The following is a 26575-nucleotide window of genomic DNA, read 5'->3' as shown; positions in this document are numbered from 1 at the left end:
GGTGAATGGTGTTGTGGGCGCAATGCGAAGCGCATGCGGGCCGCGTGCGCGCCGGGGGCTCCAGCATAGCAAACCACGCGCGATGCTTATTGCGCAAACCGGCCAGCGGTAATGTCGCGGCGAGGTTGTTGGGTCGACCAGAGCAAGCGCTGAAGCGCCAACTCTGGTCGACTGCTCTGGGAGCGGAGTAAGTGCTGAAGCGCCAACTCCAGCCGACAGCTAAAGCGCCAACTCCGGTCGACCGCCCTGCATGGGACCGGAGTAAGTGCTGAAGCACCAACTCCAGCCGACAGCTAAAGCGCCAACTCCGGTCGACCGCTCTGCATGGGACCGGAGTAAGTGCTATGCATGGGGCCGGAGTAAGTGCTGAAGCGCCAACTCCAGCCGACAGCTAAAGCGCCAACTCCGGTCGACCGCCCGGCATGGGACCGGAGTAGGGCGCTAAAGCGCCAACTCCGGTCGACAGGAGAACAATATGATCAGCAATGTCGAATTGATCTCACGGCTCGTCCTCGCGGCGGTGCTCGGCAGCGTGATCGGCTTCGAACGCGAGCGGCTTTCATGGGCCGCAGGGCTGCGCACGCATATGCTCGTGTGCGTCGGCTCGGCGCTCTTCATGATCGTCTCCGCGTTCGGTTTCGCGGATGTGCTCGGCGCCGAGCACGTCGTGCTCGACCCGTCACGTGGCGCCGCGCAGGTCGTCTCCGGGATCGGCTTCCTCGGCGCGGGTTCGATCCTGCTGCGCGGTTCGATCATCCGCGGGCTGACTACAGCGGCGAGTCTCTGGTCCGTCGCGGCCGTCGGCCTCGCCGTCGGCGGCGGACTGTACACGGCGTCTATCGCCGCGACGATCATCGTTCTGATCATCCTCGCGGGCGTCAAGCCGATCGAGAAACGCTTCATCACGGTCAAGCAGCGCCGTCAGCTGACGCTGGTCGTCGAGCGCGGCTCGATGACGTTCCATTCGCTGCACGACGCGCTGGGTCCGGCGAGCCCGCGCGTCAAGCAGTTCGTGATGCAGCAGAGCGACGACGATCCGCAGTTCGACGAGGTGTTGATCACGCTGAATCGCGTGTCGGCGACGGAGTACACGGCGATTTGCGGGCAGCTGAAAGCGCTGCCGGGCGTGAAGGAGTTTCGCGAAAGCGGGGAGCCGGGCTGAGTGGGCATCATCGGACACAGGGCTGCGCCGAGCGGATCAGCGACGCGCGCCGCCCGTACGCGAAGCCCGTCGCAAAAAGGCCCGCGATCCATCTCTGTGTCCCCTTTTGCATGAGACAATGCGGGCTCTAAAACACGCTGACGGCATGTTGTAGCGGCGCCCGACAGGCGACGAACGCTGCCTTTCCCGCTTCCCTTCATGGCAGATTCCGCAGAATCCACGATTTCCCGCCCGGCGCGCGCCCGTTCGCAGAAGCGGCGCGCGTCCGCTGTCTCTCCCGAAACGGAAAACAAGCTCGCGCGGGCGGCGCGCTCGGCGCAGCGCCTCGCGCAGTTGAGCGACGCCGTGCGCGATGACAGCACGCTCGACCTGTTCCCCGACGACACCGCTCGCGCCGAGCAGCACGCGATGAATATCGACGTGCGGCAAGGCACGCTGCAGGGCTTCGAGTTGCCCGAAGTCGTGCTGGCGGCGGCGGGCGCGGCGGATGGCGGCGGCTTTGCGGCGGGGCCGGCGGAAGCGAAAGCGGGGCTGCGCGGGACGCGCGCGGCGGCGTTGCCGTCGCCGTCGAAAGAACAGACGCCAGCCGATGATCCACACGCCGGACAGATGCTGATCGAAACGGAAGCGGGCTTGCCTGAATCGGCTGCGGTAGCGACTGCGGATGAATGCAGTGCGGCTGATGGGCAAGCGTCGCGTGCTGCTTCGGCTGAAGACGACATGGCGGCGCAGACGGTGACGTCGGCGAGCGTTGCAAAGGCGACGGGCGATCCGTCGTCGCAGGCAACGTCGCTGGCGGCGGCGAGCGTGATGCGCAGCGTGGCGGCGCTGCGTCAGACTGCTGCAACGGCGGTTGAATCTGCCGAGCCGAAGGAAAGCGCGAAGGTGTCGGCGTCGGGCGGCGCGGCGCAGCGCCCCGTGGCTGCGAGCGCCAAAGCCGCGACGGCTGCGCGCGGTGTGCCGGCGTCCGATGCGTCGGCGAAGCCAGGCGGCGGGAGCGGTGCAATCGACGGAAGCGGCGGGAATGGCGCGACCGGTCCAAGCGCGACAGGTCCAAGCGCGACAGGTCCAAGCGCGACGGGCCCAAGCGCGACGGGCACAAGCGCGACAGGTCCAAGCGCGACAGGTCCAAGCGCGACAGGTCCAAGCGCGACAGGTCCAAGCGCGACAGGCACAAGCGCGACAGGCACAAGCGCGATGCGCCCGGCCGTGCAGCCGACAGGCGCAAATGCGACTGGACCAGCCACGCAGCCGACCCGCGCGCCGTACATCGCGACGACGTCGCACCATCATGCGCCGCGCGCCACGCCCGAACTGGATCAAGCCCGCGCGATCGCCTTCGCCGATACCGTCGATGCCTTGTATGGCGTAATCGCCGACCAGCGCCGTGCCGACCGCGATCACTCGCGGCGCATGAAGTGGCTGCTGACGATCGTCGTGTGCGCGCTGCTGATGACGATCGCGATCGGTATCGCGCAGACGTTGCTGCTGTTGCGCCTCGCGCATCAGTCGACGGCGCAGGAACAGCGCATCGAGCAGATGATGCTGAACCAGCAGGCCACGCTGGCGACGCTGCTCGACACGGACTCGTCGACGACGAGCCTTCCCGTTAGCGCACAGGCTCCGGCGCCTGCTTCACCGGCTGCCGCGACCGCGCCGGCGAAACCCGCCGATGCGCACGTCGTGCACGCCCAGCACGCACAGCGACGCAAGTCAGCGCACGCTCACTAAGCATCGACGCTAGCTGCGCATCGATGCGCGGCCGGCAATTCCTCCTGTTTGGAGATCGGCGATTTTCGCGCGAACGATATGGCGGCGTATCGCGTGAGCCAGCAAGCCGTCCGCAGGCGCAAAAACGCATCTAACGGTCTTCCCGCGCCCGCGCCCGCGCCCGCGCCACCGACGGCGGGCTGTTGCATTCGCACGTCGATGTCTGGAAAAAACAGGGGCGGGTCTGCAAGCCTGATTTGATCGGCTTGGCGCAGCGCAGCATCCGCTCAAATGCGCTGCGGAGAAAGATAGTTCTCAAAAAATTGCTGCATTGCACTAGCTTTTAGCTAGTGAAAACCCTATACTCCTTCTTAAGGGAAAACCCTATATCGCCATCAACCGGGAGTCGCCATGAACTATCTTTTCGCGCTGTTCCAAAAGGTTAGCGACCTCTTCGCGTCGCCTCACTTGCCTCTGGATTCGGATTACTCGTACGAAGCACGCCATCGCGAAGCGGAGCGTGTTCGCAAGTCGCAATCAACCCTGTTCGGCATCCGCCTGACCGACTGACCACTGATCGGCCAGCCGTCGAAGAAAAAGACGTTGCACTGCGCATGTCGCCGCCATCCAGAAGCGGCGAAACTCAAAAGAACCCGGCCACGCCGGGTTTTTTGTTTTTTGCGCTTCGTTGCGCGACCGGCGTGAGGCCAGTCGTGTAGTCAGCCCAGTTCGGTATTGCACGCGACGTCGCAATCCGTCGTCCATTATTTCGGGGCCGAAATGGATGTAACAGGCGATTCGCGCCCGGTCAGCCAGGAACACTATCGGAAGCGCATTTAGCCTTTCGAAATCAGGGCTTGTCGGCCCCAACTCCCATCTGTTGATGTGTCCCGCTTTTGAAATGTGCGCTTACAAGTGCTCACGTCTAGGAAAGGTCCGCCCCGCTAAAGTGGTTCTCAAGCGAAGGGCACGAATCTCAAACCAACCCGGTCGATTCAGCCGTCGCTCGCAACGAAACTCGATAGGGAGAATAGTCATGAAGGCCTTGAACAAGACATCGCGTTCGATCATCGCGGTAGTGCTTGCCGGCGGCGCACTGCTCGGCGCAACCAGCGCCTTTGCGCAGCACGCGCCCGTCTACGGGCAGCCGCACATGATGCCGGTGGGCATGCAGGTTAACACCGGCTGGCACGGAGACCGCTACTGGGACGGCCACCGCTACTGGGCGCACGACGAGTGGATGCGTCATCACCCGCATGACCGCGATCCGTACCACGATCACGGCCACCGCCCGCCGCCGGCGCGTTACTACTAACGCATTGACGTCAGCCTGAACGGCATCGGTTGGAGATGCCGCAGGCGCGAACACAGGGCCGGCCGCTCGCAAGAGCGCGCCGGCCCTGTCGTATCCGGCGTCGGAAAAACGTGCGCTGCGCTATGCTTTCGTGCTTTGAGCAGCGGCACAGTACCAGCAAGGGGAATAAGGATTGAGCAAGCCAGTCGTAGGCGTGGTGGGAACGGGATTGATGGGCGTCGGCATCGCGACGCAAAGCGCGCTGCACGGACACCGGACGATCGTCAACGATGTCGACCCCGCGCGGCTCGCCAGCGTCGCGCCTAAGGCACAAGCGGTGCTCGACGAACTGATCGACGCCGGCTGCATCGATCAGCAGGCGAAAGCGGCGGCGCTTGCGAACATCGAAACGAGCGCGTCGCTCGACGTAATGGCCGACGCGCACTTCGTGATCGAAGCGATTCCCGAAGTGCTCGAACTGAAGCATCGGCTTTACGCGGCGCTGACCGGGATACTGCGCGACGACGCGATCCTCGCAAGCAACACGAGCGGCTTTCCGCCCGATCAACTCTCGGTGCCGCTGCGCGCGAAAGAGCGCTTTCTGATCGCGCACTACTGGAATCCGCCGCATATGATTCCGCTCGTCGAAGTGGTGCCGGGCAGCGATACGTCGCAAGACGTCATCGATGCGACCGTCGCGCTGATGAACGCGACGGGCATGGAGCCTGTCGTGCTGTCGAAAGCGATTCCGGGCTTCGTCGGCAACCGTCTGCAGTTCGCGGTGTTGCGCGAAGCGCTGAACATCGTGCGCTCGGGCGCGGCGACACCCGAAGTCGTCGACCGCGTGATGAAGGCGTCGCTGGGCAAGCGCTGGGGCATCGTCGGGCCGTTCGAAGGCGCGGATTTGGGCGGCCTCGATACGTTCGTCGATATCGCCAGCCATCTGATGCCGACGCTCGCGAAGGACGGAGACGTGCTCGATCTGCTGCGCGAGCAGGTGCGCGCGGGACGTGTCGGCGTGCGCAGCGGCGCGGGCTTTTACGACTGGGACGACGCGCAGGCCGCGAAAGTGAAAGCGGGACGCAGGCGCGTGATCCAGTCGAACGGACAGCAGCACGGATAACGCCGAGCGGCGCCGCTGCGCATCGCGAGCCAGCCGCAAGCGAGCCAGCCGCAAGCGAGCCAGCCGCAAGCGAGCCAGCCGCAAGCGAGCCAGCCGCAAGCGAGCCAGCCGCAAGCGAGCCAGCCGCAAGCGAGCCAGCCGCAAGCGAGCCAGCCGCAAGCGAGCCAGCCGCAAGCGAGCCAGACGCAAGCGAGCCAGACGCAAGCGAGCCAGACGCAAGCGAGCCAGCCGCAAGCGAGCCAGACGCAAGCGAACCAGACGCAAGCGAACCAGACGCAAGCGAACCAGACGCAAGCGAACCAGCCGCAAGCGAACCAGCCGCAAGCGAACCAAACGCAAGCGAACGAAACCAAAGCGAAACAAAGGAAGCGACATCATGTCGGACGTCTATTTCTACGACCCCGCTGCCGGTCACGGCCTGCCTCATGATCCGTTCAAGGCGATCGTGGCGCCCCGCCTGATCGGCTGGGTCTCGACGCGCGCGGCAAGCGGCCAGTTGAATCTCGCGCCCTACAGCTTCTTCGGCGCGTTCGCGACGTTTCCTTCAATCATCGGCTTTTGCAGCGAAGGCCGCAAAGACAGCATCCGCAATATCGAAGAGACGCGCGAGTTCGTCTGGAATCTCGCGACGCGTCCGCTCGCCGGGCAGATGAACCGCACGTCGGCGCCCGTTGCGCCCGATGTCGACGAGTTTCAGCTTTCGGGCCTCACGCCTGCGCCGGGACGCAACGTGTCGGTGCCGCATGTCGGCGAATCGCCGGCGGCGCTCGAATGCAAGCTGCTGCAAGTCGTGCAGTTGCACGACCTGAGCGGCAAGCCGATGGACAACTGGCTCGCGCTTGGACAGGTGGTCGGCGTGCATATCCGCAGCGAGTATCTGAACGACGGCCTGTTCGACACACACGCCGCGCAGCCGATCATGCGCGCGGGCTATCGCGCCGACTACGCGCAAATCGGCGACATGTTCCAGATGATCCGTCCGACATCCTGACGATCGGCACGCGACTCGACGACAGAGGCAGTTGCGCTCATTCCGCAGCGGTCTCATCGGAAAGCTGAACGACATCGGCGGCAGCGGGCGTCGTGCCTGCCGGTGATCCCACTCGCGATGCCAAAGCCGCCCCGAGCGTCAACGACGCCCGCGCGCCGTGCGCCTCCGAAGGCACTGCGCGCGGCTCGTTGTCGTGAATGACGGCGCGAATACGCGGATACACCTGCCGCTCCCAGCGCTGTCCGTTGAACACGCCATAGTGGCCGACGCCCGTCTGCACATGATGCGTCTTCAGATACGGGCGCAGCCTGTCGCACATGTCCTGTGCGGCGAGCGTCTGTCCGACCGCGCAGATATCGTCGCGCTCGCCTTCCACCGTCAGCAGCGCGGTGCGCCGGATTTTCGAAGGCTCGACGCGCCGTCCCTTCACTTCGAGTTCGCGCAGCGGCAGCGCATGCCGCTGAAAGACGGTATCGACGGTTTCCAGGTAGAAGTCCGCTGTCAGGTCCATCGTCGCGAAGTATTCCTCGTAGAAGACACGGATCGCGTCGGCCTTGTCGGGGTCGCCTTTCGCGCACTCGTGATACATCGTTTCGAACGCCTCCATGTGACGCCCGACGTTCATCGACATGAACGCGTTCAACTGCACGAAGCCCGGATACACGCGCCGGAACGCACCCTGAAAGCCGACGGGCACCGCGCTGATCATGTTCTCTTCGAACCACTCGATCGGCTTGCTCTTCGCGAGCTCGTTCACGCGGGTCGGGTTCACGCGCGTGTCGATCGGGCCCGCCATCAGCGTCATGCTCGCGGGCTGCGCGGGATGATCGTCGGCGGCCATCAGCGCGACGGCGGCGAGCGCCGCGACGGTCGGCTGACAGACGGCCAGCAGATGCGCGCCTGCGCCGATGGTGTCAGTGAAATCGATCACGTGCTGTACGAACTCGTCAAAGCCGAAGCGCCCCGCCGACAGCGGCACGTCGCGCGGGTTGTGCCAGTCGGTGATGTAGACGTCGTGCTCGGCGAGCATCGTGCGCACCGTGCCGCGCAACAGCGTCGCGAAATGGCCCGACATCGGCGCGATCATGAGCACGCGCGGCTGCGGCACGTCGAACGAAGCGCGCTTGCGGAAATGCAGCAGCGTGCAGAAGGGCGTGGACTGCGCGGCTTCTTCGACGACATCGACGGGCTGTCCCAAGACATCGATGGAATCGATGCCGAAGCGCGGGCGTGCATGCGTGAGACCCGTGAGCGACAACAGCTCGGCCGACGCGCGCAGCGTCCGCCCGTGTGGCGTGCCGGCGTATTCAGGCCACGCGTCGAGCGCGCCGCGCACGAGCGAAGCGTTGTGCCGTAGAGGCAGCATCAGGTTGGCGAACGCCTGGTACGCCGGATAAGCGAACGGATTCATGGCCTTCGCGCATCAGCAGAAATGAACACACTGAGCGGGATGAGAGGCAAGTCATATGCCAATGGCACCTGCTGCAGGCCCTGCGGAGCGATACTGAACAAAACGCGCGCCGCTATCCATTGGCATAGCACTTGCACCGCTTTGCGCAAGGTGCTTCTTTTGCCGCGTGTTGGTGCGCGCACGCACGGCATCGTGCATCGCGACGTGCATCGCAAGATGCAGCGAACGGCGCGAAGTCCCATTGAGGAGCGAGACATGGCCAAGACGATCGCTAACACCACGCTGACGATCAGCAGCCGCAACTATTCGTCGTGGTCGCTGCGCGGCTGGCTGCTCGCGAAGTTCAGCGGCCTGCCGTTCGAAGAAGTCGTCGTGCCCATCGACGATCCCGCCACGCGCGCCGAATTGCTGCTGCTATCGCCGTCGATTCTCGTGCCCTGTCTCATGCACGACGGCATCAAGGTGTGGGACACGCTCGCGATCGCCGAGTATCTAAACGAGGTGCGGCCCGAAGCAGGGCTGCTGCCGAAGGACCGCAAGGCGCGCGCACATTGCCGCGCGATCTGCGGAGAAATGCATTCGGGCTTCGGTTCGTTGCGCTCGGCGTTGCCGATGAATCTGAAAGCGCACTTTCCGGGCTTCAAGGTGTGGGCGCGCGCGCAGTCCGATATCGACCGCATCGTGACGATCTGGCGCGAGTGCATCGAGCAATACGGCGGGCCGTATCTGTTCGGCGAGCGTTGCGCGGCGGATGCGATGTACGCGCCCGTCGTCACGCGCTTCGTGACTTACGACGTGCAGCTCGATCCCGACATCGTCGCGTATGGGCAGCGCATTCTCGCGCTGCCCGAGATGCAGCAGTGGATCGCCGACGCGCAGAAGGAAGCCGACGAAATCGACGAACTCGACGTCGAGTTCTAGGCGCGGCGCGTGACGCTGCACACGCTGATGAAGCGTGACCGCCCGGCCTGAAGACGCTCGCCGCCTGACGCCGCTGGGTCGCCGCAAATCATCGCGACGAACGCCACGTTCGTAGCAGCAGCGCGTTCGTCACGACGCTGACGCTCGAAAACGCCATCGCCGCGCCCGCGATCATCGGATTCAGCAGGCCGAACGCCGCAAGCGGAATGCCGATCAGGTTGTAGACGAACGCCCAGAACAGGTTTTGCCGGATCTTGCGCCACGTGCGCCGCGAAATGTGGATCGCATCGGCGACGAGCGCCGGGTCGCCGCGCATCAGCGTGATGCCCGCCGCGTGCATCGCGACGTCGGTGCCCGTTGCCATCGCAATGCCGATGTCGGCGGCGGCGAGCGCGGGCGCATCGTTGATGCCGTCACCCGCCATCGCGACGACGCTCGACGTGCGAATCTTCAGATCGTGCACGACGCGCGCTTTGTCGGACGGCAGTACCTGCGCGTGCACTTCGTCGATGCCGAGCGCGGCCGCGACGCTTTTCGCGCTGCCTTCGTTGTCGCCCGTCACGAGCGCGCTCGTCACGCCCATCCGCGACAGGCGCTCGACGGCGGCGCGCGCGCCCGGCTTCAACGTATCGCCGAATGCGATCAGCGCGAGGACTTCTGCCGATGCGTCCGCCTTGCCGCGCTTCATCAGCCACGAGACAGTATTGCCTTGCGCTTCGAGTTCGCGTGCCCGCTCGGCGAGCGCGGGCGGCAGCGCGGCCTCCCGTTCGCGCAGCCAGCGGCTGCTGCCGATCGCGACCGTTTCTCCGCCGATGTCCGCTTCCACGCCGCGCCCCGCGACAGCGCGCGCCTCGCCCGACGCGGGCAGCGCGTTGGCGCTGGCCAGCGCTTCCGGTTCCGCCTCGAAGGCCTTCACGACCGCCTTCGCGAGCGGATGATCGCTATGCCGCTGCACGGCGGCCGCCAGCGCGAGCGCATCCGCGCGGTCGATGCCCGGCGCCGCGTCGAAAGCCGTCACCGACGGCTGGCCGACCGTCAGCGTCCCCGTCTTGTCGAACGCGACCACGCGGATCTGATGCGCGATTTCGAGCGCTTGCGCATCCTTGATTAGCACGCCGTGGCGCGCGGCGACGCCCGTACCTGCCATGATCGCCGTCGGCGTCGCGAGACCGAGCGCGCACGGACACGCGATCACCAGCACCGCGACCGCGTTGAGAATCGCCGTTTCCGCGTTGTGCCCGGTGAGGAGCCAGCCCGTCAACGTGACGAGCGCGATCGCGAGAATCGCCGGCACGAAGATTTCGCTGACGCGATCGACGAGCCGTTGAATCGGCGCTTTCTCCGCCTGCGCCGTCTCGACGAGCCGGATGATCCGCGCAAGCGTCGTCTCCGCGCCGATCGCCGTCGTCGTCACCGTGATCGCGCCTTCGCCGTTGATCGAGCCCGCCGTCACGCGGTCGTCCGGCTGCTTCGGCACGGGCAGGCTTTCGCCCGTGATCAGCGATTCGTCGATATGCGTGCGGCCTTGCAGCACGGCGCCATCGACGGGCATGCGCTCGCCCGGCCGCACCGCGACGATCATGCCGACGCGCACTTGTGCAAGCGGCACCTCGTGCTCCTGCGTGCCGACGACGATGCGCGCGCGATCGGGCCGCAGTGCGTTGAGCGCGCGGATCGCGTCGGTGGTCTGGCGCTTCGCGCGCGCTTCGAGCCACTTGCCGAAGCGCACCAGCGTAATGACGACGGCCGACGCTTCGAAGTAGAGATGCATCGTGTCGCCGGGATGGAGCGCCATTTGATAGACGCTCACGCCATACGCCGCCGACGTGCCGAGCGCGACGAGCAGGTCCATGTTGCCCGAGCCGGCGCGCACGGCCTTCCACGCGGCGCGGTAGAAGCGCGCGCCGAACACGAACTGGATGACTGTGGCCAGCGCGAGCTGCAACGAGGCGGGCAGCATCGCGTCGAGGCCGAGCGGTTCCGCGATCATCGGGACGATGAGCGGCAGCGTCAGCAGCGCGCAGAGCACGACGGCGCCTAGCTCGCGGCGCACGGCCTGACGCGCGACGGCGTCCTGGTCGCGACCGGCGGGCGCGGTGCCGGCGTCGGCCGCATCGGTCGCGAGCGGCGTCGCCTGATAGCCGGCTTTCGTGACGGCCGCAATCAGCAGGTCGATGCCGACGGCGCCGTTGGTCGTCACGGCGGCCTTTTCCGTCGCGAGATTGACGGACGCCGACGCGACGCCCGGCACCTTCGCGAGCGCCTTTTCGACGCGCAGCGCGCACGCCGCGCACGTCATGCCGCCGATCGCGAGTTCCGCGCTCGTGGCGGCGGCATCGCTCGCGGACGGCGGCGCCTGGTTTACGGCTTGCGCGTCGTAGCCCGCCTTGCGTACGGCAGCGATGAGGGAGTCGACGGTGATGGCGGCGTCGGCCTCGACGCTGGCCTTTTCCGTCGCCAGATTCACCGATGCGGCCGAGACGCCCGGCACCTTCGCGAGCGCGTTTTCGACGCGTAGCGCGCACGACGCGCACGTCATGCCGCGGATGTCGAGCTCGGCGGTTTTCGCGTCGACGTGGGAAGTGTCGGCGGCGCGCGGTGTGGCGAGATCGGTCATGGCGGCGAGGCTCCAGTTACGGCGCATAAGTGCTTGATGGAGCCAGTATCGACCTTCCCATGATGGGAAGGTCAAGGGCTGTCGAGAATCGGTTGTTGCGCGGGGTCAATCGAGGTCGGGCGGCGCGGCCAGCATCGCGTCCGCGACGGCGCGCCGCTCGTCGCCGTTGCGTTCGTTCAGCGCTGCGGCGGCGCCGCGCCGGTCGGCGGAAGCTTTGTTCTGGCTCAGCTTCCATTTGCCCGTCAGCTTCGTGATCTCGATCTCGATGCCGACGACCGCGCCCAGCATCTGCGAGATGTAGTCGGCGGGCGCGTCGCCCATTTTCCACGGCACCGGCTCGCCCGCTTCCATCTTGCGCGTGAGCCGCGCGACGAGGCCGCGCACGAACGCTTCGTCGTCGCGTACCACGATCGGGCCGTGCGCATGCACGACCATGTAGTTGTACGTCGGCACCTGACGATGCGTTTCGTGCTTGCTCGGATACCACGTCGGCGAAATGTACGCGCTCGGTCCCTGGAAAATCACCAGCGCATCCGGCCGTTCGGCCACTTCCTGCCAGACGGGATTCGCCCGCGCGACGTGCGCGCGCAACGTGCCGTGCGGACTTTTGCCGGGGTCGAACTCGAACGGCACGTGATTCGCGTCGAGCCCGTTCGGGCCGACCGTGACAAGCGACCCGAGCGGATAGTCGGCGATCAGCCGATGGAGAACGTCCGGACGGTTCTCTTCGAAATGGGCGGGAATGTACATGACTCGGCTCCGGGTAAAAGGCGGCGTCGGCGATGCTCAGAAGTGCGCTCAAAAGCGCACTCAAAACCGCAACCGTATCTCAAAATGCAAGGCAATGTTCACGTTCGTGCCTTATAGCTTGCCGCCGCGCCGCGGATAAGATAAAACCCGATCTCAGAAAAGCGATGTCAGGACAATGCGACGGGTTGACGCGGGCGGGGGCTCGGCGGACCCAGTCGGTCCTGGCCCGAGAGATAAATCCAGGACCGCGGTTCATCGAATGATAAAAAATCGCCGAGAACAGTTTCCGTTTCGCCTTGCCTGCGCGGCGCTTGCAGGCGTTGCACTTCTTGCCGGCTGCTCGTCGACTCCCACCGTGGCGCCCAAGCCTACTGGATGGATCAAGGACGAGGTTGCCGATTCCTACGTTTTTGCGTATCCGCTCGTGCTGATGGGCACGGCGCGCGATGCCGCCGTCGGCACGGGCCCGGGCCAGGCGCCCATCAACACGGTGCGCCATGCGACGGCGCTGCCGCCCGTCGGCGCGCACAATCCGCCGACGCCCGGCATCGATACGCTCGACTCGACCGCATGGCTCGACGTCGGCGACGAGCCGGTGATCGTGTCGCTGCCCGCGTCGCCGGGGCGCTACGTCGATGCGCGCGCGCTCGACATGTGGACCAACGTGCTGTGGTCGACGGCAGCTTCGCCGGGCGCTTCTCGCGCGACGGGCATCAAGGCGCAGACGGTCGCGTTCGCGAAGCCCGACTGGAAGGGCGATCTGCCGAAGGGCGTGAAGCGCATCGACGCGCCGACCCGCAACGTCTGGCTCGACGTGCGCATCCAGACCAACGGCGCGCACGACCTGACAGCCGTGCGCAAGGTGCAGCGCGGCGTCCGCGTGGTGCCGCTGAGCGTCTACACGGGTGACGCGTTCGCGGCTTCCGTTGCGCCGCGCAGCCTGTCCGCCGATACGGGCGCGTCGGGCTCGCCCGCCGACCAGGTCGCCGCGCTCGATGCGAAAGGCTTCTTCGATCGCGTTGCGCAACTGCTGCCCGACAATCCGCCTTCGCCCGCCGATCCGCATGCGCTCAAATTTCTCGCGGACCTTGGCGTGCAGCCGGACGAGCCCGTCGAGTTGCCGTCGTCGGCGACCGATGCGATCGCGGGCGGTCTCGCGGACGGCCATGCGCGCGTCGCGACGCCGCCGACCAACATGCTGATGGGCAACGGCTGGAGCTGGTTCGGCGATGGCGTCGGCAGCTACGGTCCCGACTACGCGTTGCGCGCGTATGCGGCTTATGCGCAGCCGGGCATCGGTACGAAGGACGACGAAGTGCGCGCGAGCGTGTCGCTCGATAGCGACGGTCACGCGCTGAACGGCGCGAACCGCTACGTGATGCACTTCGCGCCGAAGCAGGTGCCGCCCGTGCGCGGCTTCTGGTCGGTCACGGCCTACACGAAGGACGGCGCGCTCGGCGAAAGTGCGCCCGCGCATGCGGCCGTTGGCGACAAGGCGGGCGTGCGGCGCAATCGCGACGGCTCGATCGATGTGATGGTGTCGTCGGTGCGGCAGCGCAAGGCGGCGAACTGGCTGCCCGCGCCGCGCGGCAATTTCCAGCTCGTGCTGCGTCTCTATGCACCGAAGCCGGAAGCGAGCGATGGAACCTGGGCGCCGCCCGCTGTTGTGCGTCAATAGCGAAAGAAGGTGGCGGCCGCATGACGGCGACGATCGTGTGTGGGACCTAAAGCGGCAACTCGGGTCGACGGCTCTGCATGGGACCCGAGTAGGCCGCTAAAGGGGCAACTCTGATCGACCGCTCTGCATGGGACACGAGTAAGTGCTAAAGCACCAACTCCAGCCGACAGCTAAAGCGCCAACTCGGGTCGGCAGCCAACACGTTCATTCGACGGGTATCCGCGGCTTTACACTTTCTCACCTTTATTTGCCTGCAACGGTTGGCATTCCCATGACATTTGATGGTTCGCCCGAAGTACACGACGTATACTTTGGGCGAGCTGAATCTTCGTCACAGCGGCGAGCTTTGCGCCGCACTACCCGCGACCGAGCATGGCAAGCCCCACCAAAGCAACACTCATTTCTTCCATTCAAACTGTCCGCGAAGTCGCGCAAGGACGACGCGCCCGGCGCATCGTCCTCATCCTGTTCATCGTGGTGGCCATATTCGGCCTGCTCGGCTTTTTCGCCGCGCCGCCGCTGATTCGCCACATCGCCGAACAACAGCTCAGCGAACAACTGGGCCGGCCGGCCACCATCGGCCACATCGCGCTCAATCCGTACACGCTCAACTTCGAAGCAGACCGCGTGCATATCGGCGAACGTGGCGGCAAGGGCGATTTCGTCGACATCGAACGGCTGATCGTGCGCACATCGTGGAGCTCGATTTTCCGGCTCGCACCTATCGTCGATGAGGTGCACCTGGACTCGCCGCGTTTCACGATCGTCCGCTACGATGCGCAGCGCTTCAATTTCAGCGATCTGATCGAGAAGTTCGCGAAGCAGCCGTCGAAGCCCGAGAGCAAGCCCGCACAGTTCTCGGTTTCGAACATCCGGATCGAGAACGGCAAGATCACCTTCGACGACCGCCTGCTCGGCGTCACGCACGTCGTCGATCAATGGCGGCTCGGCATTCCGTTCATCGCGACGCTGCCTTCGAAAACCGATATCTTCGTCGAGCCGTTGCTGCGCGCGCGCATCGACGGCAGCCCGCTCGCCATCGACGGGCGCACGAAGCCGTTCGCGAAGTCGCGTGAGTCGGAAGTGTCGCTGCGCTTCCAGGGGCTCGACGTGCCGAAGCTGCTGTCCTATTCCCCCGCGAAGCTGCCCGTCACGGTGCAGGCGGGCAAGCTGTCGAGCGATCTGAAAGTCAACTTCGTGATGGCGGGCGATGCGCCGACGCTGCGCATCACGGGGACGACGGATCTTGCCGACATCGACGTGCTCGACGAGCACAAGGCGCCGTTCTTCGCGGCGCGCTCGCTGCATGTGGCGGCGGCGACGCTCGAGCCGCTCAAAAGCATCTATCACTTCGACGATATCCGTCTCGATGCGCCCGACGTGCATCTCGCGCGCGACAAGAACGGCATCCTGAGCGTCCAGCATACGTTCGCCCCGGCGCCAGCAGCCGGCGCGCCGAACCAGGCCGCACCCGCATCCACACCCGCACCCGCATCCGGCACGCAGGCGAAGCCGGAAGCAGCGAAGGCCGCGCCGCCCATCGACTTGCAGATCAAGCGCTTCGCGCTTTCCAACGGCACCGTCGACGTGCAGGACGAAGCGGCGTCGCGACCCGTGTCGGCGGGGCTGACCGATCTCGCCGTGTCGCTCGACGACTTCTCGACGCTCGGCAAGACGCCCGCGCGCTATAGCGTCAACAGCGGCCTCAAGAACCAGCCGAAGAGCGCGCTCGCCGTGACGGGCAACCTGACGCTCGCCGCGAAGACGGCCGATGCGAAGATCGATTTGAAGTCACTGTCGCTGCCCCTCGCGCAGCCGTATCTCGACACGGTGACAGCGGCCAAGCTGATCGACGGCACGCTTAGCGTGCAGACGAACCTGACGGCGAACTGGTCGAAAGAGCCTATCGATCTGCAGATCGGCGAAAGCCAGATCGGTCTGCAATCGGTCAAGGTGGCGGCGGCGGGCGAGAAGCAGCCGGCCATCGCGATCGCGGACGGCAAGGCGAGCGTGAAGCAGCCGGCCATCGCGATCGCGGACGGCAAGGCGAGCGTGAAGCACGTGGACCTGCCGGGCCGCAAGGCGGAAATTGACGGCGTGGACCTGACGGGACTGTCCGTCGATGCGCAGCGCCTGAAAGACGGCACGATCGATCTCGCGGCGCTCGCCGGTCCGCCGCATGAAGAGGTGCACGAGCGCACCGTGATTCACGCGGCGAAGAAAGCATCGCAGGAGGGGCCGGCCTGGCGTTACAGCATCGGTGAGCTGAATCTGAAGAACTCGTCGGCCACGTTCACCGACAACACGACCGCGCGTCCCGTCAAAGTCGTCGTGACGCCGCTGCAGCTGAAAGTGCAGAAGATCAGCGAGGACATGAGTCACGCGCTACCCGTCGAGCTCCAGGCGACGGTGAACGGCAAGGGCACGCTCGGCGTGACGGGTGACGTGACGGCGACGCCGCTCAAGCTCGGGTTGAAGATCAACGCGAACCGGCTCGATGCCGCTGCATTCGAACCGTACTTCGGCAGCAAGCTGAACGCGACCATCGCGAGCGCGCTGCTCAATGCGAACGGCGAAGTGACGATGGCGCAGGAAGAGAAGTCGAAGGGCGTGCGCGCGACCTATCACGGCGACGCGGCGCTCGTCGACGTGCGGATGATCGACAAGGCGACGTCCGACCCGTTCGCGGGCTGGCGCTCGCTTGCGCTCACGGGCCTGAAGGCGAACTACGACGCGCACGGCACGGATGTCGATGCGGCCAAGGTCACGTTCGCGAACTTCTACGGCCGCGTGCTGCTCGATGCGCAGGGCAAGCTGAATCTGAAGGACGTGGTCGCGAAGCAGCCGGGCGAGCCGCAATCGCTCACGCGCGACAAGAACGCCAAGGGTCGTGAGCCGATTCCGCTGAGCCCGCCTGCCGCATCGGAAGCGCAGGTTGCCGCTGCGCCGGCTGCTGCGCCGTCCGCTGCGTCGACTTCGGCGCCGTCCGCTGCATCTGCTGCTGTACCGGCTGTAGCGTCGGCTGCCTCCAGCGCGGCGGTGACGGTGACAGGGACGCCGCAAAACCCGGTGCGCCTGCACTTCGGCCAGCTCGTCTTGCAGAACGGCCGCGTCAACTACACCGACAACTTCATCAAGCCGAATTACTCGGCGAACCTGGTCGCGATTCAGGGGACGGTCGGCGCGTTCGGCACGGACTCGAAGCAGCCGGCGCCCGTCGATGTATCGGCGAAACTCGCGGCCAATGGACCGATCACGATCCGCGGCTCGGTCAATCCGCTGATCGCGAAGCCCGCGCTCGATCTGACGGCGACGGCGCACGACATCGAGCTGACCAATCTCACGCCGTACTCGGCGAAGTACGCGGGCTATCCCATCACGAAGGGCAAGCTGAACGTCGATCTGCACTATCAGCTCGCGAATGACCAGCTGACGGCGAACAACCACATCTTCATCGACCAGCTCACATTCGGCGATCACGTCGACAACGACACGGCGACCAAGCTGCCCGTGCGGCTCGCGATCTCGTTGTTGAAGAACTCGCGTGGCGAGATCGACGTGGACATTCCTGTGTCGGGTTCGCTGAACAATCCGGAGTTCAGCATCGGCGGGCTCATCTGGCATGCGGTGCTGAACCTGCTGCAAAAGGCCGTGACGGCGCCGTTCTCGTTGCTCGCGCATGCGTTCGGCGGCGGTGGCGAGGAACTCGGGTATGTCGAGTTCGACGCCGGGTCTGCCGCGCTTTCCGACGCGTCGCAGAAGAAGCTCGACACGATTGTGAAGGCGCTCGCCGACAAGCCGTCAGTGCGCATCGAGATCATCGGGCGCGTCGATCCCGCCGTCGATCAGCCCGGGCTGCGCACCGCGTATGTCGATCGGCTCGTGCGTCAGCAGAAGATCAAGGATGTCGTGGGCAATGGCGAGAGCGTCGACCCGATGAGCATCAAGGTCGACGACAAGGAATACGACAAGTATCTGACGAAGGCCTACAAGGATGCCGACTTCAAGAAGCCACGCAATTTCGTGGGCCTGACGAAGACGCTCCCCGATGACGAAATGAAGGCCGCGCTCGCCGAGCATGCGCCCGTGACGGATGCGAGCCTGCGCGATCTCGCTCAGCGGCGTGCGCAGGCGGTGCAGCAGTACTTCGAAGGCAAGATCGACAGCAGCCGCGTGTTCATCGTCGCGCCGAAACTCGACGCGTCGGGGATCAACGACAAGGGCGCGACGACGCGGGTCGATTTCGGCCTTAAATAAGGCGTCGTCGCTGTCATGTGCTGATGGCGTCGCCGGTCGTGAGCCCGGCGATGCTTCGCGAGCACGCGGGCGGTGGTTAGCGACGCGCACGCACACACGGCACGCACGCACGGCACACACACGGCGCACACGCACAGCGCACACGCACGGCGCACACGCACAGCGCACACGCACAGCGCACACGCACGGCGCACACGCACAGCGCACAGCGCACACGCACGGCACACACGCACGGCACGGCACGCACGCACGGCACGCACACACGCACGCACGGCACGGCACGCACACACGCACACACGCACGCACGGCACGGCACGCACGGCACGGCACGGCACGCACGCACGCACGGCACGCCGCGCGCAAACCAGCGTCAGGCGGCGCGCGTCGGCGCCGTTGGTGTCTTCAACGCCGTCTGCTCGATCACGCGCGCGAGCGTATCGAACGCGGGGCCGATGCGGTCGTTCGGCACGCACGCATAGCCGAGCAGCAGACCGCGTCGCTCAGGCGTCGCGCTGTTGTAATACGACGCGAGCGGCCGCACGATCACGCCGGCATCGTATGAAGCCGTCGTCACTTTGCGGTCGTCCGCATGATCGGGCAGGCCGAGCACCAGATGCAGCCCCGCTTCGTCGCCCATCACGGGCAGCGTGTCGCCGAAGCGCGCGGTGATCGCATCGATCAGAATCTGGCGGCGCTCGCCGTACAGCGCCCGCATGCGCCGCACGTGCGACGTCAGATAGCCGTCCATGATGAACTCGGTCAGCACGGCCTGCTGCATCAGCTGACCTTCGCGATACAGCTCGGCGAGGCCCGTGCGAAACCTGTCGACGAGATGTTCCGGCGCGATCATGTAGCCGATCCGCAAGCCCGGAAACAGCATCTTTCCCAGGCTGCCGACGTAGATCACCTGGCCCGCGTCGTCGAGCCCCTGCAGCGACGCGAGCGGCCGGCTGCCGTAGCGGAACTCGCTGTCGTAATCGTCTTCGATGATCCACACGCCGTGCTGCCGCGCGTATTCGAGCAGCGTGCGGCGGCGCGCGAGGCTCATCACCATGCCGAGCGGATACTGATGCGACGGCGTGACGAGCGCGATGCGCGGCGGCGACTTCAGATCCGGCTCGCGCGGATTGAGCCCTTCGTCGTCGACGGGCACGGGCACGAGCGTCAGCCCCGACGCTTGCAGCACGCTGCGCGCGCCCCAGTAGCACGGCTCCTCGACCCACGCACGGTCGCCGACGTCCGTCAGCAGCCGCACGGCGAGATCGATCGACTGATGAATGCCCGTCGTGATGATGATCTGGTCCGGCGTGCACTTCGCCGAGCGCGCGACCCGCAGATAGTCCGACAACGCCCGCCGCAACGGACGATAGCCGCCGCCTGGCGCGTACGTCAGCAGATCGGGGTTCGCCTGCTTCCACAGCTTCGATTGCAGGCGGCTCCACGTGCGCGCGGGGAATTCGGAGACATCCGGCACGCCCGGCATGAACGCGCCCCATTGCCTCGCCGACACGCCCGCCTTGCTGATGAGTTGCGAGCCGCGCATCGACAGACCGCCGCGCGCCGGCGCGCCGGATTGCGCTGGCGCCGTGCCCGTGACGACTCCGACGGGGCCACTTGCTGCGCGTGGCGCCTTGCGCGCGTTGACGGCGGTCGTATCCGGACGCGTGTCGGCGACGTAGGTGCCGCTGCCCGTCGTCGAGATCACATAGCCTTCGGCCGTGAGCTGGTCGTAGACGTGCAGCACCGTGTTGCGCGCGATGCCGAGATCGCCGGCGAGCGTGCGCGAGCTGGGCAGCTTCGCGCCGGGCGGCAACTGGCCCGTCAGAATGGCCTGCTGCATCAGTCCGAGCACTTGCCGGTAGACGGGTTCGGCGGCCGTCCGGTCGAGCCGCGCGGCGAGCCAGTCCGACAGGATCACAGTATCCAAGTGGTTCTATCCGGAATTATGAAATGGTTCCCTATTGTAGAACCGTAAGCGGCTATAGTGGATCACGCAATCGATGCGATTCTTCAAAACGGGTGGAGCCAGTAGAAACCCGTAGATGCGGCCGCAAGGACAAACAGCTTGCATGGGATCAGAGTAGGTGCTCTGCATCGGGCTGGAGTAAATGCTGAAACACTAACTCCAGCCGACTGCTCTGCATGGGGCCGGAGTAAGTGCTGAAGCACTAACTCCAGCCGACTGCTAAAGGGCTCTACTCCGATCGACAGCTTTGCATGGGATGGGAGACGGACACGATGAGAACCGAAGACGTAATCGTCAGCTTTCGGGGTGTGCGCAAGACCTACGACGGCGAGACGCTCGTCGTCAAGCAACTCGATCTCGACATCTATCAGGGCGAATTCCTCACGCTGCTCGGGCCGTCCGGCTCCGGCAAGACGACCTGCCTGATGATGCTCGCTGGCTTCGAGTTTCCGACGGGCGGCGAGATCTGGCTCGACGGCCAGTTGCTCAACAACGTGCCGCCGCACAAGCGCAACATCGGCATGGTGTTTCAGAACTACGCGCTGTTTCCGCATCTGACCGTCGAGCAGAACGTCGCGTACCCGCTGACCGTGCGCAAGCTCGCCGCCGACGAACGCGCGCACAAGGTCAACAACGCATTGAAGATGGTGCGCATGGAAGGCTTCGCAAAGCGTTATCCGGCGCAACTGTCGGGCGGCCAGCAGCAGCGCATCGCGCTGGCCCGCGCGCTCGTCTTCGAGCCGAAGCTCGTGCTGATGGACGAGCCGCTCGGCGCGCTCGACAAACAGTTGCGCGAGCACATGCAAATTGAACTCAAGTCGCTGCACGAAAAGCTCGGCGTGACGTTCGTCTACGTGACGCACGATCAGGGCGAAGCATTGACGATGTCCGATCGCGTCGCCGTGTTCGACAAGGGCATCGTTCAGCAGCTCGATACAGTCGATCGCCTCTACGAATCGCCGTGCAACGAGTTCGTCGCGAACTTCATCGGCGACAGCAACCGGCTGCGTGGCACGGTGGCGAATGTCGACGGCGACTACTGCGAGTTTCACCTGATCGACGGCACGCGGCTCGTCGGGCGCAATATCGGTGGCGCGAAGGCGGGCGCGCAAGGCATCGCGTGCATCCGGCCCGAGCGGATGAAGCTCGCGGCGGGCGCGTCGAAGGCGGGCGCGAATGCAGTGGCAGGCGAAGCGCGCGGTCTCATCTATTTCGGCGACCACGTGCGCATGCGCTGCCGTCTGCCGGAACAGGACGAGTGCTTCGTGAAGGTGCCGCTCGGCACGGAAGCGCTCGAAGGCTTCGCGCCAGGCGTGCCCGTCGCGCTCGAGTTCGCGCCGGAGCATCTGCGCGTGTTCGCGTGAGCAGAAACCAGAAACCAGAAACCAGAAACCAGAAACCAGAAACAAGAAACGAGAAACGAGAAAGACAAGAACGTCCACGTCGTAAGCAACACTCATCACACCATCACACACGGAAGAGGAACCACCATGAAGAAGATCGTGCAATCGCGCTGTGCCGTGGCTGTCGGCGCATTCGTCCTCGCACTCGGCGCGGCGGCGATGAATCAGGCGAACGCGGCGGAACTGACGGTCGTGAACTTCGGCGGCGCGAACGGCGATGCGCAGAAGGCGGCCTTCAACCAGCCGTTCGAAGCGCAAAACGGCGCGAAGGTGACGGCCGTCGAGTACAACGGCGAGCAGGCCAAGGTGAAGGCGATGGTTGAGGCGAAGCACGTGAACTGGGATGTCGTCGAAGTCGAATCAGGCGACCTGGGCCGCGGCTGCGACGAAGGCCTGTATGAAAAGCTCGACTGGTCGAAGCTCGGCAAGAAGTCGGATCTGATTCCCGAAGCGCCGCAGACGTGCGGCGTCGGCATCTTCGTGTGGTCGACGGCGATGGCGTACAACGCCGACAAGCTGAAGACGGCGCCGGCAAGCTGGGCCGACTTCTGGGACACGAAGAAATTCCCGGGCAAGCGCGGCATGCGCAAGGGCGCGCGCTACAACCTCGAGTTCGCGCTGATGGCCGACGGCGTCGCGCCGAAGGACGTCTACAAGGTGCTCGCGACGAAGGAAGGCCAGGACCGCGCATTCAAGAAGCTCGACGAACTGAAGCCAAACATCCAGTGGTGGGAAGCGGGCGCGCAGCCGCCGCAATTCCTCGTGGCGGGCGACGTCGTGATGTCGACGGCCTATAACGGCCGTATCGATGCCGCGCAGAAGGAAGGCAAGAACCTGAAGGTCGTGTGGAACGGCAGCATCTACGACCTCGACTACTGGGCGATGCCGAAGGGCACGCCGAACAAGGCGCTGGCCGAGAAGTACATTGCGTACACGATCTCGTCGAAGCCGCAGCAGGAATACGCGAAGCACATCGCGTACGGCCCGGTGAACGAATCGGCCATCAAGTCGCTCGACGCGAAGACGCTCTCGAATCTGCCGAACTCGCCGACCAACGGCAAGAACGCGGTGCTGCAGAACCTCACGTTCTGGACCGATCACGGCGACGAGCTGGAGCAGCGCTTCGCGTCGTGGGCGTCGAAGTAAGCATCAGGAGAATGCGATGCGGCATCTGTTGAAAGAGGCCGCATCGCCGCAGTACTGAAGTGACGTCAGACATGGAGAAACGTGTGACGACGATGACGATCGCCGCGGACTCGGCCCCCGAGTCCGCGAACAAACTCAAGCGCGAACTGAAGGCCGCGGAAGCGAAGAAGCGCGCGATGGCGCTGCTGCTGATCGCGCCGCTCGCGATTTTTCTGCTGATGATCTTCGTCGTGCCGATCGGCGCGCTGCTCACGCGTGCCGTGCAGAACCCGGAGATCGCGACGGCGCTGCCGCATACCGTGACTGTGCTGCGCGACTGGGACCGCAAGTCCGCGCCCACCGATGCGGCGTATGCCGCGCTCGCCACCGATCTGACGGCCATCGCCGACGGCGAAGCAATGGGCGCGCTGGCGCGTCGTCTGAACACGGAAATCCCCGGTTATCGCTCGCTCGTCGCGAAGACGGCGCGCGCGATGCCGCTGAACGACGATGCGGGCCACGCGCTGCCGCCCGCTCAGATCAAGGCGAAGATTCTCGAAACGGACGAGCGCTGGGACGACGTGAAGTACTGGCAGGCGATCGCGAAGAACGGCGGCACGTATTCGCCGTTCTATCTGCTCGCCGCGCTCGATCACAAGCAGGACGCGTTCGGTCACATCATTCCGACCGATCCCGAGCAACAGATCTATCTCGCCGTGTTCAGCCGCACGTTCGTGATCGGCTTTGCCGTGACCGTGTTCGCATTGCTGCTCGGCTATCCGCTTGCATACTGGATCTCGACGCTCAATGAACGGCGCGCGAATCTCGTGATGATCCTCGTGCTGATCCCGTTCTGGACATCGATTCTCGTGCGCGTCGCCGCGTGGATCGTGATTCTGCAAAGCGAAGGGCTCGTCAACAAGGCGCTGCTCGGCACGGGTCTGATACACGATCCTTTGGCGCTGCTGTTCAACCGCGTCGGCGTCTATATCTCGATGACACACATCCTCTTGCCGTTCATGATCCTGCCGCTCTACAGCGTGATGAAGTCGATTCCACCGAGCTATCAGCGCGCGGCGATCTCGCTCGGCTCGCATCCGTTCGCGGCGTTCTGGCGTGTGTACGTGCCGCAGACGTATCCGGGCGTCGGCGCGGGCGCGCTGCTCGTGTTCATCCTCGCGATCGGCTACTACATCACGCCGGCGCTGCTCGGCGGACCGAACGACCAGATGGTCAGTTACTACGTCGCGTACTTCACGAACGTGACGATCAACTGGGGCATGGCGTGTGCGCTCGGCGGTCTGCTGCTCGCGGCGACGCTCGTGCTGTATGTGATCTACGGACGCTTCACGCGTTCGCAAGTGAGCCTCGGCTGACGGCAAGGAGCACGCGATGAAACTGGCCAAACCGATGTTCGCGCCGCACACGTCGATGATCGAGCGCATGTGGTACTTCACGCTGCGCGGGCTTGCCGTGTTGACGCTGCTGTATCTGATCCTGCCCGTGCTCGCGATCGTGCCGCTGTCGTTTTCGTCGAGCACGTTCCTTGTCTATCCGATTCCGGGCTGGTCGCTGCGCTGGTATCAGAACCTGATCGCTTCCGACGAATGGCGGATGGCCGCGAAGAACAGCTTTATCGTCGCGCCGTCCGCGACGGTGCTCGCGACCGTGCTCGGCACGCTCGCCGCGATCGGGCTCACGAAGGCGAACTTCAAGGGCAAGGCGCTGCTGATGGCGGTGCTGATCTCGCCGATGATCGTGCCCGTGGTGGTGGTCGGCGTCGGCATGTATCTGTTCTTTGCGCCGCTGGGGCTGGCCAATACGTATATCGGGCTGATCATGGCGCATGCTTCGCTGGGCGTGCCGTTCGTCGTGACGACGGTGGCGGCGACGTTGCAGGGCTTCAACTACAACCTCGTGCGCGCGAGCCTGTCGCTCGGCGCGAACCCCGTGAAGACCTTCTTCAACATCACGTTGCCCGTGATCGCGCCGGGCGTGATCTCAGGCGCGCTGTTCGCGTTCGCGACTTCATTCGATGAAGTGGTCGTCACGCTGTTCCTCGCGGGCGCGGATCAGACGACGCTGCCGCGTCAGATGTTCACGGGCATTCGCGAGAACATCAGCCCGACGATCGCAGCGCTCGCGACGATCCTCATCGTGTTTTCCACTTGCCTGCTGCTGGCGCTCGAATGGCTGCGCGGCAGGAATGCGGCGCGGGCGGTGGCGGTGTAGGGTTGCTTGCCGCTATGCGCTCCCGTCACACCACGCTTTGACAAACGTTCACAACCCAGGTTGAACGCTGCTGTACAACCCACGCTGACCGCCATGAGTGGCGTCAACGAAAGCGGGTTACGGCAACGTCGTGGACCCGCTCCAATAACTGCGGTACAAACCTGGGAAAACTATGGAACACGGAATCATTGCGTGGTTGGTCATCGGCTGCGTGGCGGGCTGGCTCGCCAGCGTGCTCGTGGATGGCGGCGGGTTCGGCGTCCTGATCGATATCCTCGTCGGAATTGCGGGCGCGTTTATCGGCGGCTGGCTGTCGGGCGTGCTGCACATCTCGCTCGGCAACGGATGGATCGGCTCGATCGCCACGGCATTTATCGGTGCAGTCATCCTGCTTGTCGTCATCCGGCTGATCAAGCGCCGGTGACGGTTCAGCGTGGCGTGGGCCGCGCGCAGGACGGCGGTTGCGGCGGAGTCACCGCCTCGCCGCCTGGTCCACGGGCGCAACGGGCGTTATGCCACCCAACGCCTGAAACAGCGCAGCCGTATCCGCAAGACGATCGCCCTGTGCCCGCGTCCGGTCGATCGCCGTCTGCAACGCCTGGCGTTGCGTATCGATCAAGCCGAACTGGCTGACACCACCCGCCGCATACCGCGCCTGCGCGATCTTCACACCCGCTTGCGCTTCCGATGCCGCTTCGTCGCGCGCCTGCAGTTCATGCGCGTCGTCGTTCAGTGCATGCAGCGTATCGGCGACCTGTTGCAGCGCCTGCAGCACGGTCTGCCGGTACGATGCGAAAGCTGCATCGTAAGCGGCCTGCACCGCGCGCTTCTTCGCGTGCAGTTCGCCGCCGTGAAAAATCGGCTGCGTCAGATTCAGGCCGATGTTCCAGATGTTCATGCCGTTGACGATATCTTCGATGCGCGTGCGCTCGGAACCGACACCCGCCGACACCACGAATTGCGGATAAAGATTCGCCGTCGCGACGCCGACGTTCGCGCTCGCCTGATGCAGCAGCGCTTCCGATGCGCGGATATCGGGGCGTTCGCGCGCGAGCGTCGACGGCAGCGTGACGGGCACGGTATCGGGCAAATGCAGCGCATCGAGCGTGACGTCGTTGAAGTTCGCTTTCGATGGCGCCACGCCGAGCAGAATCGCCAGCTGATGATCGGCCTGTGCGCGTTGCGTCGCGAGCGGCGCGAGCTGTGCACGCGTCTGCGCGAGCAGCGTGCGCTGCGTGCGCACGTCGAGTTCCGCGACGCCGCCCGCCGCATAACGTCCTTCGATAATTTTCAGCTGCTGCGCCTGTGCATCGGCGAGCTGCTCCGTCAGCGCGAGTTGCTGTTGCAGCGACGCGCGCCGGATCGCCGTCGACACGACATTGCCCGCGAGCGTCAGACGCGCGGCATCGAGTTCATACGTCTGATAGTCGACCTGCGCGAGCAGTGCTTCGAGCGCGCGCCGGTTGCCGCCGAAAACATCGAGCGCATACGACACGCTCACCGACGCATTGAACAGCGTGAACGGCCCGGGATTCGGCACGTTCGTAATGCCGAACGCAGCGGGATCGACCTTCTGGCGCGCGCCCGAAAGCTTCGCGTCGATCGCGGGAAACTGCGTCGCGCCCGCTTGCGCGACATAGTTTTCGCGGGCTTCGACGAGCTTCGCGCGCGCTTCATCGAGCGTCGGGCTTTGCTGTAGTGCCGTATCGACGAGACGGTTCAGCGCGTCGGAATGAAATTGCGTCCACCACGTCGGCAACGCGTGATCGGAGGAGACGAGCGTTTGCGTCGCGCCTGCTGCCTGCGTCGAAGCAGGCAGCGTTTCGCGCGTATAGGACTGCGCATCGGGCGCGGACGGCGCATGGAAGTCCGGGCCGACGGTACAACCGCACAGCAGGAGCGCAGCGATGAGGACGCAGCGTTTCATGATCGAGT

At 65.1% G+C, this 26575-nt stretch carries 19 protein-coding genes; 14 read left to right on the top strand and 5 right to left on the bottom strand.

The features are described from left to right. Positions 1–475: 475 nt before the first annotated feature. The 6 genes from GCT13_RS00170 (at position 476) to GCT13_RS00150 (ending at position 6280) form a co-directional block, all read left to right on the top strand. A complete protein-coding gene (locus GCT13_RS00170) occupies positions 476–1162 on the top strand; it encodes an MgtC/SapB family protein (RefSeq protein ID WP_152754772.1) in 687 nt (228 codons plus the stop codon). 198 nt (positions 1163–1360) lie between these two features. Beyond that, complete coding sequence (locus GCT13_RS50455; protein ID WP_152754771.1) at positions 1361–2893, top strand: hypothetical protein; 1533 nt, start codon at positions 1361–1363, stop codon at positions 2891–2893. A gap of 390 nt (positions 2894–3283) precedes the next feature. After that, entirely contained in the window at positions 3284–3442 is a 159-nt protein-coding gene (locus GCT13_RS48105; RefSeq protein WP_012403599.1) for a hypothetical protein, read from the top strand. Between the two features lie 466 nt (positions 3443–3908). Continuing rightward, positions 3909–4187: a hypothetical protein gene (locus GCT13_RS00160; protein WP_152754770.1), complete on the top strand. Its 279-nt coding sequence runs from the start codon at positions 3909–3911 to the stop codon at positions 4185–4187. Positions 4188–4359: 172 nt separating this feature from the next. Continuing rightward, positions 4360–5289, top strand: coding sequence for a 3-hydroxyacyl-CoA dehydrogenase family protein (locus GCT13_RS00155; RefSeq protein ID WP_152754769.1), 930 nt, complete (start codon positions 4360–4362; stop codon positions 5287–5289). Between the two features lie 376 nt (positions 5290–5665). Beyond that, positions 5666–6280 carry a flavin reductase family protein gene (locus tag GCT13_RS00150; RefSeq protein ID WP_152754768.1) on the top strand — a complete coding sequence of 205 codons (615 nt, stop codon included), beginning with the start codon at positions 5666–5668 and terminating at the stop codon, positions 6278–6280. Between the two features lie 37 nt (positions 6281–6317). Here GCT13_RS00150 and GCT13_RS00145 read toward each other — a convergent pair whose 3' ends face one another. Further along, entirely contained in the window at positions 6318–7691 is a 1374-nt protein-coding gene (locus tag GCT13_RS00145; RefSeq protein WP_152754767.1) for a polyhydroxyalkanoate depolymerase, read from the bottom strand. Positions 7692–7958: 267 nt separating this feature from the next. Between GCT13_RS00145 and GCT13_RS00140 the strand changes: the two genes are divergently transcribed. Beyond that, positions 7959–8612, top strand: coding sequence for a glutathione S-transferase family protein (locus tag GCT13_RS00140; protein ID WP_321574142.1), 654 nt, complete (start codon positions 7959–7961; stop codon positions 8610–8612). Between the two features lie 88 nt (positions 8613–8700). On the opposite strand, the gene GCT13_RS00135 is transcribed toward GCT13_RS00140, so the two are convergent. Together GCT13_RS00135 and GCT13_RS00130 are read right to left on the bottom strand one after the other, a co-directional pair. Beyond that, positions 8701–11229, bottom strand: a complete 2529-nt coding sequence (locus tag GCT13_RS00135; RefSeq protein WP_152754765.1) for a heavy metal translocating P-type ATPase — start codon at positions 11227–11229, stop codon at positions 8701–8703. A gap of 105 nt (positions 11230–11334) precedes the next feature. Further along, the gene (locus tag GCT13_RS00130) at positions 11335–11979 is read right to left on the bottom strand and encodes an FMN-binding negative transcriptional regulator (protein ID WP_152754764.1); all 645 of its coding nucleotides are present in this window, start codon (positions 11977–11979) and stop codon (positions 11335–11337) included. Positions 11980–12238: 259 nt separating this feature from the next. On the opposite strand from GCT13_RS00130, the gene GCT13_RS00125 reads away from it, so the two are divergent. Beyond that, positions 12239–13657, top strand: coding sequence for a DUF1254 domain-containing protein (locus GCT13_RS00125; RefSeq protein ID WP_152754763.1), 1419 nt, complete (start codon positions 12239–12241; stop codon positions 13655–13657). Positions 13658–14029: 372 nt separating this feature from the next. Further along, positions 14030–17914: a DUF748 domain-containing protein gene (locus tag GCT13_RS00120; RefSeq protein ID WP_152754762.1), complete on the top strand. Its 3885-nt coding sequence runs from the start codon at positions 14030–14032 to the stop codon at positions 17912–17914. Between the two features lie 370 nt (positions 17915–18284). Here the strand turns inward: GCT13_RS00120 and pdxR are convergent, their stop codons facing one another. Next, the gene (pdxR, locus tag GCT13_RS00115) at positions 18285–19841 is read right to left on the bottom strand and encodes a MocR-like pyridoxine biosynthesis transcription factor PdxR (protein WP_152754761.1); all 1557 of its coding nucleotides are present in this window, start codon (positions 19839–19841) and stop codon (positions 18285–18287) included. A gap of 311 nt (positions 19842–20152) precedes the next feature. Between pdxR and GCT13_RS00110 the strand changes: the two genes are divergently transcribed. The 5 genes from GCT13_RS00110 (at position 20153) to GCT13_RS00090 (ending at position 25064) form a co-directional block, all read left to right on the top strand. After that, positions 20153–21244: an ABC transporter ATP-binding protein gene (locus GCT13_RS00110; protein ID WP_090869920.1), complete on the top strand. Its 1092-nt coding sequence runs from the start codon at positions 20153–20155 to the stop codon at positions 21242–21244. 126 nt (positions 21245–21370) lie between these two features. Then, positions 21371–22429, top strand: coding sequence for an ABC transporter substrate-binding protein (locus GCT13_RS00105; protein WP_152754760.1), 1059 nt, complete (start codon positions 21371–21373; stop codon positions 22427–22429). Positions 22430–22521: 92 nt separating this feature from the next. Beyond that, positions 22522–23784, top strand: coding sequence for an ABC transporter permease (locus GCT13_RS00100; protein WP_152755047.1), 1263 nt, complete (start codon positions 22522–22524; stop codon positions 23782–23784). A 16-nt stretch (positions 23785–23800) separates the two neighbouring features. Beyond that, complete coding sequence (locus tag GCT13_RS00095) at positions 23801–24640, top strand: ABC transporter permease (RefSeq protein WP_152754759.1); 840 nt, start codon at positions 23801–23803, stop codon at positions 24638–24640. Between the two features lie 172 nt (positions 24641–24812). Beyond that, a complete protein-coding gene (locus GCT13_RS00090) occupies positions 24813–25064 on the top strand; it encodes a GlsB/YeaQ/YmgE family stress response membrane protein (RefSeq protein ID WP_152754758.1) in 252 nt (83 codons plus the stop codon). A 48-nt stretch (positions 25065–25112) separates the two neighbouring features. On the opposite strand, the gene GCT13_RS00085 is transcribed toward GCT13_RS00090, so the two are convergent. After that, positions 25113–26567, bottom strand: a complete 1455-nt coding sequence (locus GCT13_RS00085; RefSeq protein WP_152754757.1) for an efflux transporter outer membrane subunit — start codon at positions 26565–26567, stop codon at positions 25113–25115. Positions 26568–26575: the final 8 nt, after the last annotated feature.

Source organism: Paraburkholderia franconis, from assembly GCF_009362735.1.
Taxonomy (GTDB): domain Bacteria; phylum Pseudomonadota; class Gammaproteobacteria; order Burkholderiales; family Burkholderiaceae; genus Paraburkholderia; species Paraburkholderia franconis.
This window is presented reverse-complemented; position numbering and strand designations above follow the sequence as displayed.

What these genes read in the sequence shown, in the direction of transcription:
- GCT13_RS00170 (WP_152754772.1), top strand. Translation starts at nt 476, where the DNA reads ATGATCAGCAATGTCGAATTGATCTCACGGCTCGTCCTCGCGGCGGTG.
- GCT13_RS50455 (WP_152754771.1), top strand. Translation starts at nt 1,361, where the DNA reads ATGGCAGATTCCGCAGAATCCACGATTTCCCGCCCGGCGCGCGCCCGT.
- GCT13_RS48105 (WP_012403599.1), top strand. Translation starts at nt 3,284, where the DNA reads ATGAACTATCTTTTCGCGCTGTTCCAAAAGGTTAGCGACCTCTTCGCG.
- GCT13_RS00160 (WP_152754770.1), top strand. Translation starts at nt 3,909, where the DNA reads ATGAAGGCCTTGAACAAGACATCGCGTTCGATCATCGCGGTAGTGCTT.
- GCT13_RS00150 (WP_152754768.1), top strand. Translation starts at nt 5,666, where the DNA reads ATGTCGGACGTCTATTTCTACGACCCCGCTGCCGGTCACGGCCTGCCT.
- GCT13_RS00145 (WP_152754767.1), bottom strand. Translation starts at nt 7,691, where the DNA reads ATGAATCCGTTCGCTTATCCGGCGTACCAGGCGTTCGCCAACCTGATG.
- GCT13_RS00135 (WP_152754765.1), bottom strand. Translation starts at nt 11,229, where the DNA reads ATGACCGATCTCGCCACACCGCGCGCCGCCGACACTTCCCACGTCGAC.
- GCT13_RS00130 (WP_152754764.1), bottom strand. Translation starts at nt 11,979, where the DNA reads ATGTACATTCCCGCCCATTTCGAAGAGAACCGTCCGGACGTTCTCCAT.
- GCT13_RS00125 (WP_152754763.1), top strand. Translation starts at nt 12,239, where the DNA reads ATGATAAAAAATCGCCGAGAACAGTTTCCGTTTCGCCTTGCCTGCGCG.
- GCT13_RS00120 (WP_152754762.1), top strand. Translation starts at nt 14,030, where the DNA reads ATGGCAAGCCCCACCAAAGCAACACTCATTTCTTCCATTCAAACTGTC.
- GCT13_RS00110 (WP_090869920.1), top strand. Translation starts at nt 20,153, where the DNA reads ATGAGAACCGAAGACGTAATCGTCAGCTTTCGGGGTGTGCGCAAGACC.
- GCT13_RS00105 (WP_152754760.1), top strand. Translation starts at nt 21,371, where the DNA reads ATGAAGAAGATCGTGCAATCGCGCTGTGCCGTGGCTGTCGGCGCATTC.
- GCT13_RS00100 (WP_152755047.1), top strand. Translation starts at nt 22,522, where the DNA reads ATGACGATCGCCGCGGACTCGGCCCCCGAGTCCGCGAACAAACTCAAG.
- GCT13_RS00095 (WP_152754759.1), top strand. Translation starts at nt 23,801, where the DNA reads ATGAAACTGGCCAAACCGATGTTCGCGCCGCACACGTCGATGATCGAG.
- GCT13_RS00090 (WP_152754758.1), top strand. Translation starts at nt 24,813, where the DNA reads ATGGAACACGGAATCATTGCGTGGTTGGTCATCGGCTGCGTGGCGGGC.
- GCT13_RS00085 (WP_152754757.1), bottom strand. Translation starts at nt 26,567, where the DNA reads ATGAAACGCTGCGTCCTCATCGCTGCGCTCCTGCTGTGCGGTTGTACC.